Origin of the sequence: Streptomyces sp. NPDC047974 (assembly GCF_040653375.1) — a bacterium.
Classification (GTDB): Bacteria; Actinomycetota; Actinomycetes; order Streptomycetales; family Streptomycetaceae; genus Streptomyces.
In genome coordinates this window covers 21,403-40,732 of record NZ_JBEZNU010000021.1, presented here as the reverse complement: position 1 = coordinate 40,732, position 19,330 = coordinate 21,403, and the positions used below count along the sequence as shown (strand labels likewise).

Sequence of the window (19,330 nt, the reverse complement as noted above, 5' to 3'; positions counted from 1 at the left end):
CATGGTCGGTGCAGCAGCGTCGCCAAGTCTACACAGTTTCCGAGGGTGCTTTGACCAGGGGCGGAGCGGGCGGCCGCGGGGGCTACGAGCAGCGCTTTCCGTCGGCGGGCGGGGTGCCTTCGAGGAGGTAGGCGCCGACGGCGGTGTCGACGCAGTCGCTGCCGCGGCCGTAGGCGGTGTGGCCGTCGCCCTCGTAGGTGAGGAGGGTGCCGGAGGAGAGCTGGCCGGCGAGGGACTCGGCCCACTTGTAGGGGGTGGCGGGGTCTCGGGTGGTGCCGACGACGAGGATCGGCGCGGCGCCGTCCGCGGTGATGCGGTGGGGGCGGCCGGTGGCCTCGGAGGGCCAGTAGGTGCAGTTCAGGGCGGCCCAGGCGAGGCCGGTGCCGAAGACCGGGGAGGCCTGGTCGAACGAGGGGGCGGCGGCCTGCGCACCGGCCGGGTCCCGGTAGGCGGGCGGCAGGTCGAGGCAGTTCACGGCGGCGTTGGCGAACATGAGGTTCGTGTACGAGCCGTCCGGCTCCCGCTCGTAGTAGCTGTCGGCGAGCGCGAGCAGCGCCGAGCCCTCGCCGCCGATCGCCCGGGTCAGGGCCTCGCGCAGCTGCGGCCAGGCGCCCTCGTCGTACATGGCCGCGATGACGCCGGTGGTCGCCAGGGACTCGCCGAGCTCGCGGCTCTCGCCGGTGGGGACGGGGGTGGCGTCCGCGGTGCGGAAGAAGGCCTTCAGGGCCTCGCCGGCCGCCGCGACCGACTCGGTGCCCAAGGGGCAGTCGGGCCGGGTGACGCAGTCGGCGGCGAAGGCCCGGAAGGCGGTCTCGAAGCCGGCCGTCTGGTCCCGGTTGAGGTCGAGCGCCGAGAGCGACGGGTCCATCGCCCCGTCGAGGACGAGCCGGCCCACACGGCCGGGGAACAGCTCGGCGTAGGTGGCGCCGAGGAAGGTGCCGTACGAGGCGCCGACGTAGTGGAGCCTCGCGTCGCCCAGGACCGCCCGCAGGATGTCCATGTCGCGGGCCGTCTCCACGGTGGAGACGTGCGGCAGGACCGCGCCGGTGCGCTGCTCGCAGCCGGCCGCGAACCGCCGGAAGGAGGCGGCCAGCGCCTCGACCTCCGCCGCGTCGTCCGGCGTCTGGTCGACCTGGGTGTACGTGTCCATCTCCGGGCCCGTCAGACACTCGACGGGCTCGCTGCGGCCGACCCCGCGCGGGTCGACGGCCACCACGTCGTAGCGGGCCCGCACCGGCTCGGGGTAGCCGATGCCCGCGTACCCCTGGAGGTAGTCGACGGCCGAGCCGCCGGGCCCGCCCGGGTTCACCAGGAGCGAGCCGATCCGCTCGCCGGGACCGGTCGCCCGCACCCGCGAGACGGCCAGCCGCACCTCGCGCCCGGCGGGCTTCGCGTAGTCGAGCGGGGCCCTGAGCGTCGCGCACTGGAAACCGGGGACGCCGCAGTCCCGCCAGGACAGCTTCTGGCCGTAGTACTTCCGCAGCGCCTCGGGCGGCGGCGCCGGGGAGGCGGCCTGCCGCGCCGTGGCGGACCCCGGGCCCTCGGGGGCGGCGGCGCCGCTCCCGCCCGTACAGCCGGAGAGGATCAGCCCGGCCGCGGCCAGCGCCGTGGCGGAGATGCGGAGGAGACGCCTGGAGTCCATCCCCGGAGCGTATCCGGACGGGTACGCTCCGTGTCCAATCGCGTGCCCGGCCCCCGCAGGAGCCGGGCCCGGCCCCCGGGTCGTGCCCGGCCCCCTGTCGGGCACGGACGCCCGGGTCGGTCGCGGGGGCGTCCGCATTCAGTCGCGGAGCGCCATCGTCATCGCCTCGACCGCGAGCAGCGGCGCCACGTTCCGCTCCAGGGCCCCGCGGCAGGCGAGGACGGCCTCCACCCGGCGCAGGGTCCGCTCCGGGGTGGTGGCGCGGGCGATCCGCTCCACCGCGTCCCGCACGTCCTCGTTGGCCAGCGCGGAGCCCGTGGCCAGCTGGAGCGTCAGTACGTCCCGGTAGAAGCCGGTCAGGTCGGTGAGGGCGAGGTCCAGGCTGTCGAGCTGGGTGCGGCGGCCGCGGCGCTTCTGCTTCTCCTCCAGCTCCTTCATCAAGCCGGCGGTGCCGCGCGGCATCCGCCCGCCCTGGACGGCCCCCAGCGCCGCCTTCAGCTCCTCGGTCTCCTTGGTGTCGACCTCCTCGGCGACCTGCTTCGCGTCCTCCGCCGCCGCGTCCACCAGCTCCTGCGCGGCCTTCAGGCAGCCGCCGATGTCCGCCACCCGCAGCGGCAGTTTCAGGACGACGGCGCGGCGGGCTCTGGCCCGCTCGTCCGTGGCGAGCCGGCGGGCCCGGTCGACGTGGCCCTGGGTGGCGCGGGCGGACGCGTGGGCGAGCTCCGGCTCGATGCCGTCGCGCCGGATCAGCACGTCCGCGACGGCCTCGACCGGCGGGGTGCGCAGGGTCAGGTGGCGGCAGCGGGAGCGGATCGTCGGCAGCACGTCCTCGACGGAGGGCGCGCAGAGCAGCCAGACCGTGCGGGGGGCCGGCTCCTCGACGGCCTTCAGGACGGCGTTGGCCGACTTCTCGTTGAGCCGCTCGGCGTCGGTGACGAGGATGATCTGCCACCGGCCGTTGGCCGGGGAGGTGAAGGACTTGCGGACGGTGTCGCGCATGTCCTTGACGAGGATCTCGGTGCCGACGGCGGCGACCGTCGTCACGTCGGCGTGCGTGCCGACGAGGACCGTGTGGCAGCCGGTGCAGAAGCCGCAGCCCGGCGCCCCGCCGAGCGCCCGGTCCGGGCTGACGCACTGGAGGGCCGCCGCGAAGGCGCGGGCGGCGTCGACCCGGCCCGCGCCGGGCGGGCCGGTGAAGAGCCAGGCGTGCGTCATCTTCGACGCCTCCGGGGCGGGCTCGCCCGCGGCCTGGGCGGTGACCAGCGCGTCGGCGTCCCGTGCGGCGGCGGTGAGCTGCGCCCCGACCCGCTCCTGTCCGACCAGGTCGTCCCATACGGCCATGTCTGCCCCTCCTGAAGGTACGTCCTCCATTGTGGGGCAGTGGACCGACAACCCGGTCCGGCCTAGTCCTCCCGGTCCTCGTAGTCGCCGAAGAGCTCGTCGGCGAGGGTCGGCAGGTCGTCCAGCGGGGTCTCCTCCGCCCAGTCCGAGCGGCGGCGCGGCCGACCGGTGTCGTCGAGCTGGGGCAGCTCGCGGGTGACGTCGTTCGACCCCTCCGCGCCGGTCCCGTCGCGGAAGAAGTCCTGCGGCACCCGGTCCGCCGGGTCCGCCGCCGGCCGCGCGTCCCGTACGGGCGGGAGCACGGCGGTCTCGTCGACGCCGCGGTCGCCGATCTGCGGCAGGACCGCGGTCTCGGCCTCGGGCCGGCGCGGGTCCTCCGGCCGGACGACCGGCGTCGCCACGGTGACCTCGTTCGGCGAGACGGCGCCCTTCGGGGCCCTCGGGTCCCCGGCCCGGGCGGGGTCCTTCGCCGGGACGGGGTCCTTGCCGAGGTTCACGACCGGAGTCTCGACGGTGACCTCGGCGGCCGACGCCTCGGCCGCGGCACGCTCGGCGGCGGCCCGCTCGGCGGCGGCCTTCCGCGCCGCCGCACGCTCGGCGGCCGCGCGCTCGGCGGCGGCCTTCCGCTCCACTGCCTCCGCCTCGGCCGCGGCGCGCTCCGCGGCGGCCCGCGCCGCCGCCTCCTCGGCCGCCTTCGCGGCGGCCGCGGCGGCCGCGGCCCGGCGGGCCTCCTCCGCACGGAGCAGGGCCTCCTCGGCCTTGCGCTGCTTCTCCTGGCGGAGCGCCTCGGCCTCGGCGCGGAGCCGGGCCTCCTCCTCCGCCTGCTTGCGGAGGCGTTCCTCCTCCTCGCGGCGGGCCTTCTCCTCGGCCGCGCGCCGGCGGGCCTCCTCCTCGGCGGCGATCCGGGCCTCCTCGGCCTTGCGCCGGGCCTCCTCCGCCTGCCGCTCGGCCTCCAGCCTGCGGGCCTCTTCCTCCTCGCGGCGCTTGCGCTCCTCCTCCTCGGCGCGCAGCTTCGCGAGCTGCTCCTGGCGCTCGCGCTCCAGGCGCTCCTCCTCCGCCTTGCGGGCGGCCTCTTCCTCGGCCTTGCGCCGGGCCTCCTCCTCGGCCTTCCGCCGGGCCTCCTCCGCGGCCTTCACCTCGGCCTCGGAGAGCGGCAGCATCCGGTCGAGCCGGTGGCGGACGACGGTGGTGACGGCCTCGGGCTCCTGCCCGGCGTCGACCACGAGGTAGCGCGAGGGGTCGGCGGCGGCGAGGGCGAGGAAACCGGCCCGCACGCGCGCGTGGAACTCGGGCGGCTCCGACTCCAGCCGGTCGGGCGCCTCGGTGAACCGCTCCCGGGCGGTCTCCGGGGAGACGTCGAGGAGGACGGTCAGGTTCGGGACGAGGCCGCCGGTCGCCCAGCGGGAGATGCGGGCGATCTCGGTCGGCGAGAGGTCGCGGCCCGCGCCCTGGTAGGCGACGGACGAGTCGATGTACCGGTCGGTGATGACGATGGCGCCCCGCTCCAGGGCGGGCCGGACCAGGGAGTCGACGTGCTCGGCGCGGTCGGCGGCGTACAGCAGCGCCTCGGCGCGGTTCGACAGGCCCGCGGAGGAGACGTCGAGCAGGATCGAGCGGAGCCGCTTGCCGATGGGGGTGGCGCCGGGCTCGCGGGTGACGACGACCTCGTGGCCCTTGGCGCGGATCCAGTCGGCGAGCGCCTGGACCTGGGTGGACTTGCCGGCGCCGTCGCCGCCCTCCAGGGCGATGAAGAAGCCGGTGGCGGCCGGGGCCTGGGCGGGGTCGGCACCGCGCAGCGCGTCGCGCAGGTCGCGGCGGAGCGGGACGCCCGCGCGGTCGTCGGTCTTGGCCAGGACGAGCGCGGCGACGGGCAGCAGCAGCGCGCCGACGAGGGCGAGCGTGAAGGCGGCGCCGCCGTGGTCGAAGACGAACTTCCCGGAGTCGGAGACGAGCCGGTGCGGGCCGATCGCGGCGGCGAGCAGCGGCGCGGCGAGCGCGCCGACGGCGATGCCGACGCGCGCGGTGGCCTGGAGGTGTGCGGTGGTGCGCTCCCGGCTCGGCTCCTCGGTCTCCTGGTCGACGAGGGTGTGTCCGGTGTGGGCGGCGACCCCGGCCGCGTAGCCGGCGAGCGCGGCGAGGAGCAGCACGGTCGCGGTGTCGGGCACGAGGCCGACGGCGATCAGGGCGACGCCCGTGACGGCGAGGGCGAGGGCGAGCAGCCGGCGCCGGGAGAGCACCGGGAGCACGGAGCGGGCGGTGCGGATGCCGACGGCGGTGGCGCCGCTGAGCGCGAGGACGAGCAGCGCGTACGTGACGGGCCCGCCGTCGAGGTCGACGGCGTGCAGCGCGGCGAGCGAGGCGGCGGCGCCGATGGCGCCGGCGACGGTGGCGCAGGCCAGGACGAGCAGCGGTACGGCTCCGGTGCGGCCCTTGTCGGCCGTGCCGGTGCGGCGCAGGCCCTCCAGGGGCGAGCGGGGGCGCGGGGTCTGCCCGCCGGGCAGGGTGATCGCGGCCAGGACGCTGACGGAGGCGGCGAAGAGGCCGGCGGCGACGTACGAGCCGAGGGCGGCCTGGTGGAGCGTGAACCAGTCGATGCCGGAGCCGAGCAGGTTGCCGACCAGGGTGGCGGCGAGCAGGACGGCGGCGGCGGCCGGGACGGCGAGGAAGGCGGTGCGCTGGGTGAGCGTGCGCAGCGCGCCGAGGTGGTCGGGGAGCGGCCTGACGGCGTCGCCCTCGACGGGCGCGGCGGGCAGCAGCGCGGGCGCGGCGCCGTCGCGGCAGACGGTCCAGAGGCGCTCGGCGGCGCCGGTCAGGAAGACGGTGCCGAGCAGGAACCACAGGGCGCTGCCGGGGGTCCAGTCGATCCACAGGGGCGCGATGACGAGGAGCGCGATCCGCAGCCCGTCGGCGCCGATCATGGTCCACCGCCGGTCGAGGGCGGCGCCGGGCGCGGTCAGGGTGGTGAGCGGGCCGAGCAGGACGGCGCCGAAGAGGACGGTGGCGAGCAGCCGGGCGCCGACGACGGCGGCGACGGCGAAGGCGGCGCCCCGGTAGCCGCCGCCGAAGGCGCCCTCGGTGAGCGCGGCCTGGAGGCCGAGCAGGACGAGGACGAGGAGGGCGAGGGCGTCGCCGACGCCGCCGACGACCTGCGCGCTCCACAGCCGGCGCAGCGGCTGGTGGCGTACGAGGGCCTTCACGGCGCGCTCCCGGGAATCCGCGACGAGGGCCGCGTCGAAGACGGGGGCGGCGCCGGGGGCGGGTGCGGCTTCGGAGTCGCCCAGAAGCTCTGGCTGCTCTGCTCGCGTCATCCGTCCACCCTATCCGGACGGCCTGGCTCACCGGGGCCTCGGCCGAACAAACGTAGGAAGGGCGGGAGCACCGCTCCCGCCCTTCCTCCCGTGCGACGCACCCGGACCGCTCCGGCCCGGCGGACCGCTCCCGGCCCGCCCGGACTACTCCGGCTTGGCCGCCGCCGCCTTCTTGGCCGCGGCCGTGGTCTTCTTCGCGGCGGTGGTCTTCTTGGCCGCCGTCGTCTTCTTCGCCGCCGTGGTCTTCGCCGCCGTGGTCTTCGCGGCGGTCTTCTTGGCCGCCGTCTTCTTGGCCGCGGTCTTCTTCGCCGGGGCCTTCTTGGCGGTCTTCTTCGCCGGTCCCTTGGCGCGCTTCTCGGCGAGCAGCTCGTAGCCGCGCTCCGGCGTGATCGTCTCGACGCTGTCGCCGGTGCGCAGGGTCGCGTTGGTCTCGCCGTCCGTCACGTACGGGCCGAAGCGGCCGTCCTTGACGACCACGGGCTTCTCGCTGACGGGGTCGGTGCCGAGCTCCTTCAGCGGCGGCTTGGCGGCGGCCCGGCCACGCTGCTTGGGCTGGGCGTAGATCGCGAGGGCCTCCTCCAGCGTGATGCTGAAGAGCTGGTCCTCGCTGGTCAGCGACCGCGAGTCGGTGCCCTTCTTGAGGTACGGGCCGTACCGGCCGTTCTGCGCGGTGATCTCGACGCCCTCGGCGTCGGCGCCGACCACGCGCGGCAGGGACATCAGCTGGAGGGCCTGCTCCAGGGTGACCGTGTCCAGGGACATGTCCTTGAAGAGGGAGGCGGTGCGCGGCTTGACCGCGTTCTTGCCGGTCTTCGGGGTGTCCTCGGGGAGGATCTCCGTCACGTACGGGCCGTACCGGCCGGCCTTGGCGACGATCTGGTGGCCGCTGACCGGGTCGGTGCCGAGCTCGAAGTCGCCGCTCGGCTTGGCGAGCAGCTCCTCCGCGTACGCCACGGTGAGCTCGTCGGGCGCGAGGTCCTCGGGGACGTCGGCCTTCTGGTAGCCCTCCTGCTCCCGCTCGCCGCGCTCGACGTAGGCGCCGTAGCGGCCGACGCGGAGCACGATGCCGTCGCCGACGGGGAAGGACGAGATCTCGCGGGCGTCGATGGCGCCGAGGTCGGTGACGAGCTCCTTGAGGCCGCCGAGGTGGTCGCCGTCGCCGTTGCCGGCGTCCGCGGCGCCGCCGGACCCCTCGCCCTCGCCGAAGTAGAAGCGCTTCAGCCACGGCACGGACTGGGCCTCGCCGCGGGCGATGCGGTCGAGGTCGTCCTCCATCTTCGCGGTGAAGTCGTAGTCGACGAGCCGGCCGAAGTGCTTCTCCAGGAGGTTGACCACGGCGAAGGAGAGGAAGGACGGCACGAGAGCCGTGCCCTTCTTGAAGACGTAGCCGCGGTCGAGGATGGTGCCGATGATCGAGGCGTACGTCGACGGGCGGCCGATCTCGCGCTCTTCCAGCTCCTTGACCAGGGTGGCCTCGGTGTAGCGGGCGGGCGGCTTGGTGGCGTGGCCGTCGGCGGTGATCTCCTCGGCGGCGAGCGCGTCGCCCTCGGCGACCTGCGGCAGGCGCCGCTCGCGGTCGTCGAGCTCGGCGTTCGGGTCGTCGGCGCCCTCCACGTAGGCCTTCATGAAGCCGTGGAAGGTGATCGTCTTGCCGGAGGCCGAGAACTCGGCGTCGCGGCCGTCGGCGGAGGTGCCGCCGATCTTGACGGTGACCGAGTTGCCGGTGGCGTCCTTCATCTGGGAGGCGACGGTCCGCTTCCAGATGAGCTCGTACAGCTTGAACTGGTCGCCGGTGAGGCCGGTCTCCGCCGGGGTGCGGAAACGATCACCCGAAGGCCGGATCGCCTCGTGCGCCTCCTGCGCGTTCTTGACCTTGCCCGCGTAGACGCGCGGCTTCTCCGGCAGGTAGTCGGCGCCGTAGAGCTGCGTCACCTGGGCGCGGGCCGCGGCGACCGCGGTGTCGGAGAGCACGGTGGAGTCCGTACGCATGTAGGTGATGAAGCCGTTCTCGTACAGCTTCTGCGCCACCTGCATGGTCGCCTTCGCGCCGAAGCCGAGCTTGCGGCTGGCCTCCTGCTGGAGGGTGGTGGTGCGGAAGGGCGCGTACGGGGAGCGGCGGTACGGCTTCGACTCGACCGAGCGGACGGCGAAGCGGGTGTCGGCGAGGGCGGCCGCGAGCGCGCGGGCGTTCGCCTCGTCGAGGTGGAGCACGCTGTCGCTCTTCAGCCGGCCGTCGGCGCCGAAGTCACGGCCCTGCGCGACGCGCTTGCCGTCGACCGCGGCGAGGCGCGCGACCAGCGTGGACGGGTCGGAGGCGTCACCGGTGCGGCCGGTGGAGAAGGTGCCGGTGAGGTCCCAGTACTCGGCGGAGCGGAAGGCGATGCGCTCGCGCTCGCGCTCGACGACGAGGCGGGTGGCGACGGACTGCACGCGGCCCGCCGACAGCTTCGGCATGACCTTCTTCCACAGGACCGGCGAGACCTCGTAGCCGTACAGCCGGTCGAGGATGCGGCGGGTCTCCTGGGCGTCGACCATGCGCTGGTTCAGCTCGCGCGGGTTGGCGACGGCCTCGCGGATCGCGTCCTTGGTGATCTCGTGGAAGACCATCCGGTGGACGGGGACCTTGGGCTTGAGGACTTCCTGGAGGTGCCACGCGATGGCCTCGCCCTCGCGGTCCTCATCGGTGGCGAGGAAGAGCTCGTCGGACTCGGCGAGCAGGTCCTTGAGCTTCTTGACCTGTGCCTTCTTGTCGGCGTTGACGACGTAGATGGGCTGGAAGTCGTGCTCGACGTCGACGCCGAGGCGGCGCACCTCGCCGGTGTACTTCTCCGGCACCTCGGCGGCGCCGCTGGGGAGGTCACGGATGTGCCCGACGCTCGCCTCGACGACGTAGCCGGGGCCGAGGTAGCCCTTGATCGTCTTCGCCTTGGCAGGCGACTCGACGATGACGAGTCGGCGGCCGCCGTGTGCGGTCTCGCTGGTCGGGGACAACTTCGCTCTTCTCTCCGGTCGACGCGGTCTGCGCTGGCACGCACGTCAGCGACACGCACGGTGACGCTGGCGTCGCTGCGGAGTGTGACGGTACAACCCGCCCCCGTGTCAAACAGGGAAAGCCCGCAACGGCCACTCGAACGGTAACCCGACTCCTGCCCTTCCTGCCGCCCGGACTGCCGGACCGGCGGGGCGGTTCACTGTGGGGCGGGTCTCAGACGCGGCCGAAGCACCAGAGGCCGAGGGCGAGGAAGAGCGCCCCCGCGAGGCCCGCGAAGGCGGCGGCGGCGCGGGGCGCGACGCCGAGCGCGACCGGCTCGCCCTGCCGGACCCGGACGGTCGTCCACAGCAGCAGCGCGCCTCCGAACAGCGTGAACGCCGCCCCCGCGAAGATCGCCGGCCCGCTCTCCATGCCCGTACCCGCTTTCCGTCCCGGCGCCGTCCCGCGCGAAGTGTGTCTCCCGAGGGGAGGCTGACACCTCCCGGCGTCACGGACGCGAATTCCGGGTGAACGACGCGGGCCGGGCCGTCCGGTTTCACGAAGATGGCCGGTAGTGCCGGACTACTCCGAGGCCGGCTTCTCCTCCGGAAGGAGGGACTCCGGGGTGAGGAAGCCCTCCTCCACGAGGAGCCGGATGGCCTGCGGGGTGCGGTCCCGCAGCAGCACCGGGTCCTCGCCCATGAGCTGGGCGATCGCGTCGAGGATCCGGCCGGCGCTGAGGGAGCCGTCGCAGACGCCCGCGAAACCGGCGCCCACGTGGTCGACCCGGGTGGCGCGGCGCATGCCCCGGTTCTGCCGCAGGACGACGTGCTCGGGGTCCTCGGCGCCGGGCAGCCCGACCTGCTCCTGGACCACCTCGGGGGCGAGGGTGAAGCTGTCCGCGAGCAGAGCGGCGTCGTCGCGGGTCCGCAGGTAGTCCTGGCGCTCGAAGTGGGCGCTGACCGTCGGGCCGAGCGGCTGCTCCACCGGGTGCGGCCACTCCTCGATCACGATCGACGGCTCGGCCTCGCCCGCGGCCACCGCCGGGTGGCGCCGCAGGGTGATCCAGCCGAAGCCGATGGCCTTGGTCCCGCTCGCCTCGAAGGCGTCCAGCCAGCGGTCGTACGCCGCCCGGTACGCCTCGGGGTCGCCCCGGTGGTCGCCGCTGTCCCGCAGCCACAGCTCGGTGTACTGGGTGATGTCCTGCACCTCGCGCTGGACGATCCAGGCGTCGCAGCCGCGCGGCACCCAGGAGCGGAGCCGGTCCTGCCACTCCTCGCCGTCGACGTGCTGCCAGTTGGCGAGGAACTGCGCGTACCCCCCGTCGTTGAGCCGTTCGCCGGCCTGCTGGACGAGGGTCCGGCACAGGTCGTCGCCGCTCATCCCGCCGTCCCGGTAGGTGAGCCCGGCGCCGGGGGAGATCACGAACGGCGGGTTGGAGACGACCAGGTCGTACGTGTCGCCGTCCACCGGCTCGTACAGCGAGCCCTCCAGGAGCTCGGCCTCGCGGGCCCCGGAGAGCGCGAGCGTCAGCCGGGTGAAGTCCAGCGCCCGGGGGTTGAGGTCGGTGGCGGTGACCAGGGTGGCGTGGCGTGCGGCGTGCAGGGCCTGGATGCCGGAACCGGTGCCGAGGTCGAGGGCGGCGGCGACCGGGGTGCGGACGGTGATGCCGGCGAGGGTGGTGGAGGCGCCGCCGACGCCGAGGACGACGCCCTCCTCCTTGGAGCCGATCCCGCCGGCGCCGCCGACGGCGCAGCCCAGGTCGGAGACGATGAACCAGTCCTCGCCCTCCGGTCCGCCGTACGGCCGCACGTCGACGGTCGCGCGGACGGCACCGTCCCGCTCGACCACCCAGCCGTCGGCCAGCGCCTCCGCCAGCGGGAGGGCGGCGGCGGCCCGGGCGGGCCCGACGGACTCCTGGAGCAGGAAGAGCCGGACGAGGGTCTCCAGCGGGGAGTCGCCGCGGGTGGCGCGCAGGGCGGGCACGGTCTCGCTGCGGGCGAGCGCCGCGTAGGCGGGGGCGCCGAGCCGGTCGAGGAGACCGTCGGCGGTGAAGTCCGCGGCGAGCAGGGCCTCGCGCAGTCGGGCGGCGTGCGCGGGCACCGGGAGGCTGGTGGTCAGGCTGGTCGTACTCACGTGCTCCATTGTGACGTCCGCCCCCGGCATCCCGGTCGACGACAGCCCGGCGAGGGGCGACCCGTCGCCGACGGACCGACGGCCGGCACCGGGCTGCCCGGTGCCGGCCGCCGCGAACGCCTGTACGGAGGCGCGGAGCCCAGAACTCCGCGGAGGCGGTCAGGACTCCGCGGAGGGGGTCAGGACTCCGCGGAGGCGGAGGCCGTCGCCTTCGGCGAGGCCGAGGTGGTGGGCGTGGCCGTGGCGCCCGCCTTCGGGGAGGCGGAGCCGGACGGCGTCTTCGGGACCGACGGGGTCGGCTTCTGGCAGCCGGGCTGCTGGGCCATGGCCTGGCCCAGCTCGCCGTTCTCCAGGTTGGCCAGCGCGTTCTGGTCCATCTTCTCGATCTTGGTGAGGCCGTCGGCGACGTCCTTCAGCCCCTCGGCGAACTTCTGCTGGTTCGTCGGGTCCAGCGCGTCGACCTGCTTCTTCAGCCCGTCGTAGGCGACGGCGGTCGCGTTGAGCTCCGCGATGACGTCCTTCTGGACCTTCTCGCCGTTCTCGATCGGCGGGACGCCGGCGCTCTCCACGGCCTTGGCCAGCGCCCGGTCGGCGTCCGCGATGTCCTTGAACGCCTTGGAGTCGGCGGCCTGGATCTCCGCCGGACGGCTGTCGGCCGCGGTCGAGATGATGATCTGGTGGGCGTCGGCCCGCTTCTGGATCTGCGGCTTGGCCTGGTCGCAGAACGACTTGGCCCAGTCGTTGACCTTGTCGCCCTCGTCCTCGCTGCAGCCGGACAGCACGAGCACCAGTACCGCACCGCCGGACAGCGCTGCCGCAAGCTTCTTGTTCACCGGATCGGTCCCTTCCAAGACTCTCGGCCCCGGAACATACACGCCGCGCGGACGACTTCCACCTTTCGTACGAGGGATTCCTCCCGTGTTGAATCCGTTTGACCCAAGGGACGCCCGGCCTCCGGGCGGTCCGCGCGTCCGGGAAATGAGACGGACGCCACGTCAGGCGACGGCCACCGGACGGCGCTTGGAGGCGCGGACCGCGACGGCCACCACGAGCAGCGCGAGGACGGCGATCCCGGCCCGCGCCCAGGCGTTCGCGTCCTCGCCGTGGCCGAAGCGGACCACGGCCGGGGCGATCAGCAGCGCCACCAGGTTCATCACCTTCAGGAGCGGATTGATCGCCGGCCCGGCGGTGTCCTTGAACGGGTCGCCGACGGTGTCGCCGATCACCGTCGCCTCGTGCGCCGGGCTGCCCTTGCCGCCGTGGTTGCCGTCCTCGACCAGCTTCTTGGCGTTGTCCCAGGCGCCGCCGGAGTTGGCCAGGAAGACCGCCATCAGCGCGCCGGTGCCGATCGCCCCGGCGAGGTACGCGCCGAGCGGGCCGACGCCGAGCGCGAAGCCGACCGCGACGGGGGCGGTGACGGCGAGCAGCCCGGGCGTGGCGAGCTCCCGCAGCGCGTCCTTGGTGCAGATGTCGACGACCCGCCCGTACTCGGGGAGCTCGGTGCCGTCCATGATCCCGGGGTGCTCGCGGAACTGCCGCCGCACCTCGTAGACCACCGAACCGGCCGACCGTGAGACCGCGTTGACGGCCAGTCCGGAGAAGAGGAAGACGACGGCCGCGCCGAGGATCAGCCCGACGAGGTTGTTGGGCTGCGAGATGTCCATGGAGAGTGTCAACTCCTCCGCCCTGGCGCCGACCTCGGCGACGGAGGTGGCGATGGCGTCGCGGTACGAGCCGAAGAGCGCGGCGGCGGCGAGGACGGCGGTCGCGATCGCGATGCCCTTGGTGATCGCCTTGGTGGTGTTGCCGACGGCGTCCAGCTCGGTGAGGACCTGCGCCCCGGCGCCGCCGACCTCCCCGGACATCTCGGCGATGCCCTGCGCGTTGTCGGCGACCGGGCCGAAGGTGTCCATGGCGACGATCACGCCGACCGTGGTGAGCAGCCCTGTCCCGGCGAGTGCGACCGCGAACAGCGCCAGCATCACGGAGGCACCGCCGAGCAGGAAGGCCCCGTAGACGGCGAGCGCGATGAGGAGCGCCGCGTACACCGCGGACTCCAGGCCGATGGCGACGCCGGCGAGGACGACGGTGGCGGGGCCGGTGAGCGCGGAGCGGCCGATGTCCTGGACGGGGCGGCGGCCGGTCTCGGTGAAGTAGCCGGTGAGCCGCTGGATGAGCGCGGCGAGGAGGATCCCGATGGCGACGGCGACCAGGGCGAGGACCCGGGGGTCGCCGGCGTGCTCGTTCAGGCCGGGCACGGTGACGCCGGCCAGGTCGGCGTAGGAGGACGGCAGGTAGACGAAGGCGGCGACGGCGACGAGGGCGAGGGAGACGACGGCGGAGACGAAGAAGCCCCGGTCGACGGCGCGCATCCCGCCGCGGTCGGAGCGCCGGGGCGCGACGGCGAGGACGCCGACGACGGCGGTGAGGACGCCGATCGCGGGCACGACCAGCGGGAAGACCAGGCCGTGGTCGCCGAAGGCGGCCTTGCCGAGGATCAGGGCGGCGACCAGGGTGACGGCGTACGACTCGAAGAGGTCGGCGGCCATGCCCGCGCAGTCGCCGACGTTGTCGCCCACGTTGTCGGCGATGGTGGCGGCGTTGCGCGGATCGTCCTCGGGGATGCCCTTCTCGACCTTGCCGACGAGGTCGGCGCCGACGTCGGCGGCCTTGGTGAAGATGCCGCCGCCGACCCTCATGAACATGGCGATGAGGGCGGCGCCGAGGCCGAAGCCCTCCAGGACCTTGGGGGCGTCGGCGGCGTAGACGAGGACGACGCAGGCCGCGCCGAGCAGCCCGAGCCCGACCGTGCACATGCCGACGACGCCGCCGGTGCGGAAGGCGATGCGCAGGGCCCGGTGGGCCGCCTCCACGGGGTCCCGGCCGGGTTCGCCGGGGGCCGGGGCGGCCTCCCGCGCGGCGGCGGCGACCCGGACGTTGGCCCGGACCGCGAGCCGCATCCCCACGTAGCCGGTGACCGCCGAGAACAACGCCCCGACCAGGAAGAACAGCGAGCGGCCGGCCCGCTGCGACCAGGAGTCGGCGGGCAGGGCGAGGAGCAGGAGGAAGACGACGACGGCGAAGAGCGCGATGGTACGCAGCTGGCGGGCGAGGTACGCGTTGGCGCCCTCCTGCACGGCGGCGGCGATCCGCCGCATCACCGGGGTGCCCTCGTCGGCCTTGAGCACCTGCCGGCCGAAGAGCCGGGCGGTGACCAGTGCGGCGAGGGCGACCCCGGCGATGACGGCGACGATCGTCCGGTTCCCGCTGGTGAGCACCGCCGCGGCGAGGGCGGCGGGGGCCTGGGCCAATTCCGGTTCCGGGTGCATGGGCACGGATCATAGGCAGCAGAAGCGGGGCGAAAGGGATAGAAGGGATGGCACCCCGCCGGAATCCTTCGATTGCCCCGGGAACGGCGGCCCGGAACGAAAAACAGAAGAGGCCCTGCCGCTGGGGCAGAGCCTCTTCCGGTACGCCTCCGGGGGCGCGGGGTCAGGACAGGACGTCCGCGTCCGCCTCCGCCGGGGAGGTGGGCCAGGTCATCCGGATGGTGCCGCCGTCCTCGCCGGCGGTCACCTCGACGTCGTCGACGAGCCCCCGGATCACGGCGAGACCCATCTCGTCCTCGCCGTCGGCCTCGTCGGACTCCTCCGCCGGGGCCTCGGCGCGCGCGCCGGGGACACCGGCGGCGGCGCCCGAACCGGGCACCTCGTCGCCGACCTCGATGGAGAACGTCTTCTCCTCCTCGGTCAGCACGACCCGGATGGGTGTGGTGACGCCGCCGAGGCGGTGCAGCCCGACCGCGCGGGAACACGCCTCGCCGACGGCGAGGCGCACCTCGTCGAGGACCGCCTCGTCCACCCCGGCCCGGCGGGCGACCGCGGCCGCCACCAGGCGGGCCGTGCGGACGTGCTCGGGCTGGGCGCTGAAGCGGAGTTCAACGGTGGCCATGGGATCCCCCCGGTCAGTCGACCGCGTTGACGGCCTCGTCGACCGAGGTGTGGATCGGGAAGACCTTGGTGAGGCCCGTGATCCGGAAGATCTTGAGGATGCGCTCCTGGTTGCAGACCAGGCGCAGCGAACCCTCGTGCGCACGCACGCGCTTCAGGCCACCCACGAGCACGCCGAGGCCGGTGGAGTCGAGGAAGTCCACTCCCTCCATGTCGACGACCAGGTGGTAACTGCCGTCGTTCACCAACTCGACCAACTGCTCGCGCAGCTTGGGCGCGGTATAAACATCAATCTCGCCACCGACCTCGACGACCGTACGGTCGCCGCCAGCTCCGGGCACAGTGCGAGTCGACAGGGACAGGTCCACGGATCCTCCAGCACCTTGCTATCGGGCGTTCGCCCCCTCGGATCTCCCGGGCGGAGTCGGAGAACGAATCGCCAGCCGCGATGGCATTCAATCACTTACCAGCAGCCATGCACGACGCCTTGGAAGCATTGTCCGTCACGCCGGTGACACACTCGGTGCCGATGGCCAAGAATCACCGCACCGCTCGACCCGCCGGGGACACGGGCAGCCGCCCCTCCCCGCACCGGGTCCTCGAACGGCTCGCCTCGGGCGAGAGCCGCGCCGCGCGCATCACTCATATGGAGCACATGCCCGCTCGGGCGGGCCGTCATGCCGTCTGGCCGGACCGCGTCCGCTCCGAGGTGATCGCCGCGATCCAGGACGCCGGCATCGAGCACCCCTGGGCCCACCAGGCCGAGGCCGCCGAGCACGCCCTCGACGGCGAGTCCGTGGTGATCGCCACGGGTACCGCCTCCGGCAAGTCGCTCGCCTACCTCGCCCCCGTCCTCTCCACCCTCCTCGACGGCGCCGAGGCCGCCAACGGCCGCGGCACGACCGCGCTCTACCTCTCCCCCACCAAGGCCCTCGCCGCCGACCAGCGCCGCGCCGTCCGCGAGCTGGCCGCCCCGCTCGGCAACCGGATCCGGCCCGCCGTCTACGACGGCGACACCCCCGTCGAGGAACGCGAGTGGGTCCGGCAGTACGCGAACTACGTGCTCACCAACCCCGACATGCTGCACCGGGGCATCCTGCCCTCCCACCCCAGGTGGTCCTCCTTCCTGCGCTCGCTGCGCTACGTCGTCATCGACGAGTGCCACACCTACCGGGGCGTCTTCGGCTCCCACGTCGCCCAGGTCCTGCGCCGGCTGCGCCGGGTCTGCGCCCGGTACGGCTCCGATCCGGTCTTCCTCCTCGCCTCCGCCACCTCCGCCGACCCCGCCCGCGCCGCCGGCCGGCTCACCGGTCTGCCCGTCACCGAGGTCTCCGACGACGCCTCCCCCCGCGGCGAACTCGTCTTCGCCCTGTGGGAGCCGCCCCTCACCGAGCTCCAGGGCGAGCGGGGCGCCCCGGTCCGCCGCACCGCCACCGCCGAGACCGCCGACCTCCTCACCGACCTCACCCGGCAGGGCGTCCGCACGGTCGCCTTCGTCCGCTCCCGGCGCGGCGCCGAACTGATCTCGGTGATCGCCCAGGAACGACTCGCCGAGACCGACCGGGCCCTCGCCCGCCGGGTCGCCGCCTACCGGGGCGGCTACCTCCCCGAGGAGCGCCGCGCCCTGGAACGGGCCCTGCACTCCGGGGAGCTCCTCGGCCTCGCCGCCACCACCGCCCTGGAGCTGGGCGTGGACGTCTCCGGCCTCGACGCCGTCCTCATCGCCGGCTACCCCGGCACCCGGGCCTCGCTGTGGCAGCAGGCCGGCCGGGCGGGCCGCTCCGGCGAGGGCGCCCTCGCCGTCATGATCGCCCGCGACGACCCGCTGGACACCTTCCTCGTCCACCACCCCGAGGCGATCTTCGACCAGCCGGTCGAGTCGACCGTCCTGGACCCCGACAACCCCTACGTCCTCGCCCCCCATCTCTGCGCCGCCGCCTCCGAACTCCCCCTCACCGAGTCCGACCTCGCCCTCTTCGGCCCCGCCGCACCCGGCCTCATGCCGCAGCTGGAGGGCGCCGGGCTGCTCCGCCGCCGCGCCGGCGGCTGGTACTGGACCCGCCGCGAGCGCGCCGCCGACCTCGCCGACATCCGGGGCGGCGGCGGCAGCCCGGTCCGGATCGTCGAGGAGGGCACCGGACGGCTCCTCGGCACGGTCGACGAGGCCGCCTCCCACGCCTCCGTCCACGAGGGCGCCGTCCACCTCCACCAGGGCCGCACCTACCTGGTCCGCACACTGGACCTGGAGGACTCCGTCGCCCTCGTCGAGGAGGCCGTCCCGCCGTACTCGACCGTCGCCCGCGACACCACCTCCATCCGCGTCCTGGAGACCGACACCGAGGTCCCCTGGGGTGCGGGCCGCCTCTGCTACGGCTCCGTCGAGGTCACCAACCAGGTCGTCTCCTTCCTGCGCCGCCGGCTGATCACGGGCGAGGTCCTCGGCGAGACCAAGCTCGACCTGCCGCCCCGCACCCTGCGCACCCGGGCCGTGTGGTGGACGGTCACCGAGGACCAGCTCGACGCCGCCCGGATCACCCCGGAGATCCTCGGCGGTGCCCTGCACGCCGCCGAACACGCCTCCATCGGCATGCTGCCGCTCTTCGCCACCTGCGACCGCTGGGACATCGGCGGCGTCTCCGTCCCGCTCCACCCGGACACCCTGCTGCCGACCGTCTTCGTGTACGACGGCCACCCCGGCGGCGCCGGCTTCGCCGAACGCGCCTTCCACACCGCCCGGACCTGGCTCGCCGCCACCCGCGAGGCGATCGCGTCCTGCGAGTGCGAGGCCGGCTGCCCCTCCTGCATCCAGTCCCCCAAGTGCGGCAACGGCAACGACCCCCTCCACAAACGAGGCGCCATCCGCCTCCTCACCGAACTCCTCCGCGAACCCCCCGCGACCCCCGCAGCCACGACACCCGCCCCGGAACCGGACCCGAAGCCGGAGACCGATCCGGAGCCCGATCCGGAGACCGTTCCGGAGACCGATCCGGCGTAGGAGGCTCACCGGAGGCGTCAGGGGGGCGGAGGGGTCAGGGCGCGGAGGGATCAGGGGGCGGAGGGATCAGGGGCGGGTGCGGCCGGGCCCGCGCGTGATCGGGCCGTGGGGGCCCACGGCCCGGCGGCCACCCGGGCCGTCACCTCCGCCTCGGCACCGGTGAGCCGGCAGTGGAGCAGCTCGGCGCCCTGCGCGGCGGCGACGCGGCGGGCCGCCGCGCACGCCTCCGGCTCGCCCCGGACCGCCCGGTCGGCGGCGGCGAGGGCCGCGAGGTCCGCCGCGCCGCCGGCCCGGTGCCGGGCGGCCACCGCCTGTCCGAGCGCCAGCACCGCCCCGAAGACCACGCACAGGGCGCAGGCCGCGAAGGCCGTCCACACGCTCGCGACGCCCTGGTCGCCGTGTCCGCGCCTCACAGCGGCCCCCCTCCCCCGACGGTGTCCTCGGCGAGGGCCGCGGCCCCGGCCCGCAGGGTCACGCCCAGGCCGCCCGGCCCGGGCGCCGCGGCCTCCACGGTCACCCGCCACAGCTCTCCCTCCCGCGCCACCGCCACCCGGGCCCCCTCGGGCGCGGCGGCCCGGGCGGCGGCCACGACGGCGTCCGCGGGCTCCGAACGGGCCGCCGCCCGCGCCCCGGCCCTGGCCGCGTCCACGCACCGGATCTGCGCGGCGGACGCGGCCAGCGCCCACAGCAGCGCCATGGCGAAGAGCGCGAGCACCGGCAGCACCACCGCCGCCTCCACGGTCACCGACCCCCGGTCCCGGTCAGAACGGCGCATCGAGCGCCTTCGTGACCAGGGATTCCAGGGCGCCCGAGACGGACCCGCCGGTCACCACCTTGTAGAACACGGCGGCCAGGCCGGCCGCCGTGAGCGTGCCCAGCGCGTACTCGACCGTGCTCATGCCGCTGTCGGTCCGCAGCGCGGCCCGCCGGGCCGCCCAGAACCCCCGCAGCGCCGCCCGCACCCACGTGTATGCCGTTTCCATCTCT

General features: G+C 74.6%; 14 protein-coding genes. 1 reads left to right on the top strand and 13 read right to left on the bottom strand.

Annotated elements, in window-relative coordinates:
* Positions 1-82: 82 nt before the first annotated feature.
* The 10 genes from AB0E19_RS26555 to AB0E19_RS26510 all read right to left on the bottom strand — a co-directional run bounded on the left by AB0E19_RS26555 (position 83) and on the right by AB0E19_RS26510 (position 15,716).
* Positions 83-1,642: an alpha/beta hydrolase gene (locus AB0E19_RS26555; protein WP_362184702.1), complete on the bottom strand. Its 1,560-nt coding sequence runs from the start codon at positions 1,640-1,642 to the stop codon at positions 83-85.
* 138 nt (positions 1,643-1,780) lie between these two features.
* A complete protein-coding gene (locus tag AB0E19_RS26550) occupies positions 1,781-2,983 on the bottom strand; it encodes a DNA polymerase III subunit delta' (protein WP_362184701.1) in 1,203 nt (400 codons plus the stop codon).
* 62 nt (positions 2,984-3,045) lie between these two features.
* Positions 3,046-6,291 (bottom strand): dTMP kinase, encoded by a 3,246-nt coding sequence (gene tmk, locus AB0E19_RS26545; RefSeq protein ID WP_362184700.1) that lies wholly within the window; start codon positions 6,289-6,291, stop codon positions 3,046-3,048.
* A 144-nt stretch (positions 6,292-6,435) separates the two neighbouring features.
* A complete protein-coding gene (topA, locus tag AB0E19_RS26540; protein ID WP_362184699.1) occupies positions 6,436-9,282 on the bottom strand; it encodes a type I DNA topoisomerase in 2,847 nt (948 codons plus the stop codon).
* Positions 9,283-9,496: 214 nt separating this feature from the next.
* Positions 9,497-9,694 (bottom strand): hypothetical protein, encoded by a 198-nt coding sequence (locus AB0E19_RS26535; RefSeq protein WP_360602464.1) that lies wholly within the window; start codon positions 9,692-9,694, stop codon positions 9,497-9,499.
* 150 nt (positions 9,695-9,844) lie between these two features.
* Entirely contained in the window at positions 9,845-11,407 is a 1,563-nt protein-coding gene (locus AB0E19_RS26530) for a methyltransferase (RefSeq protein WP_362184698.1), read from the bottom strand.
* A gap of 170 nt (positions 11,408-11,577) precedes the next feature.
* On the bottom strand, positions 11,578-12,231 hold the full coding sequence (locus AB0E19_RS26525; protein WP_362184697.1) for a small secreted protein: 654 nt from the start codon (positions 12,229-12,231) through the stop codon (positions 11,578-11,580).
* Positions 12,232-12,393: 162 nt separating this feature from the next.
* On the bottom strand, positions 12,394-14,727 hold the full coding sequence (locus AB0E19_RS26520; protein ID WP_362184696.1) for a sodium-translocating pyrophosphatase: 2,334 nt from the start codon (positions 14,725-14,727) through the stop codon (positions 12,394-12,396).
* A 163-nt stretch (positions 14,728-14,890) separates the two neighbouring features.
* Entirely contained in the window at positions 14,891-15,349 is a 459-nt protein-coding gene (locus AB0E19_RS26515; protein WP_362184695.1) for an ATP-binding protein, read from the bottom strand.
* Between the two features lie 13 nt (positions 15,350-15,362).
* Entirely contained in the window at positions 15,363-15,716 is a 354-nt protein-coding gene (locus tag AB0E19_RS26510) for an STAS domain-containing protein (RefSeq protein ID WP_030749286.1), read from the bottom strand.
* 80 nt (positions 15,717-15,796) lie between these two features.
* Between AB0E19_RS26510 and AB0E19_RS26505 the strand changes: the two genes are divergently transcribed.
* Positions 15,797-18,343 carry a DEAD/DEAH box helicase gene (locus AB0E19_RS26505; RefSeq protein ID WP_362184694.1) on the top strand — a complete coding sequence of 849 codons (2,547 nt, stop codon included), beginning with the start codon at positions 15,797-15,799 and terminating at the stop codon, positions 18,341-18,343.
* Between the two features lie 50 nt (positions 18,344-18,393).
* Here the strand turns inward: AB0E19_RS26505 and AB0E19_RS26500 are convergent, their stop codons facing one another.
* Genes AB0E19_RS26500 through AB0E19_RS26490 form a run of 3 tightly spaced genes read right to left on the bottom strand, consistent with a single transcriptional unit; the run spans position 18,394 to position 19,326 of the window.
* Positions 18,394-18,756 carry an Rv3654c family TadE-like protein gene (locus AB0E19_RS26500; RefSeq protein ID WP_362184693.1) on the bottom strand — a complete coding sequence of 121 codons (363 nt, stop codon included), beginning with the start codon at positions 18,754-18,756 and terminating at the stop codon, positions 18,394-18,396.
* The gene (locus AB0E19_RS26495) at positions 18,753-19,118 is read right to left on the bottom strand and encodes a TadE family type IV pilus minor pilin (protein ID WP_362184692.1); all 366 of its coding nucleotides are present in this window, start codon (positions 19,116-19,118) and stop codon (positions 18,753-18,755) included. Before AB0E19_RS26495 ends, AB0E19_RS26500 begins: the two co-directional genes overlap by 4 nt.
* Positions 19,105-19,326, bottom strand: coding sequence for a DUF4244 domain-containing protein (locus tag AB0E19_RS26490; RefSeq protein ID WP_362184691.1), 222 nt, complete (start codon positions 19,324-19,326; stop codon positions 19,105-19,107). The genes AB0E19_RS26495 and AB0E19_RS26490 overlap by 14 nt, the downstream gene beginning before the upstream one ends.
* Between the last annotated feature and the right edge of the window lie 4 nt (positions 19,327-19,330).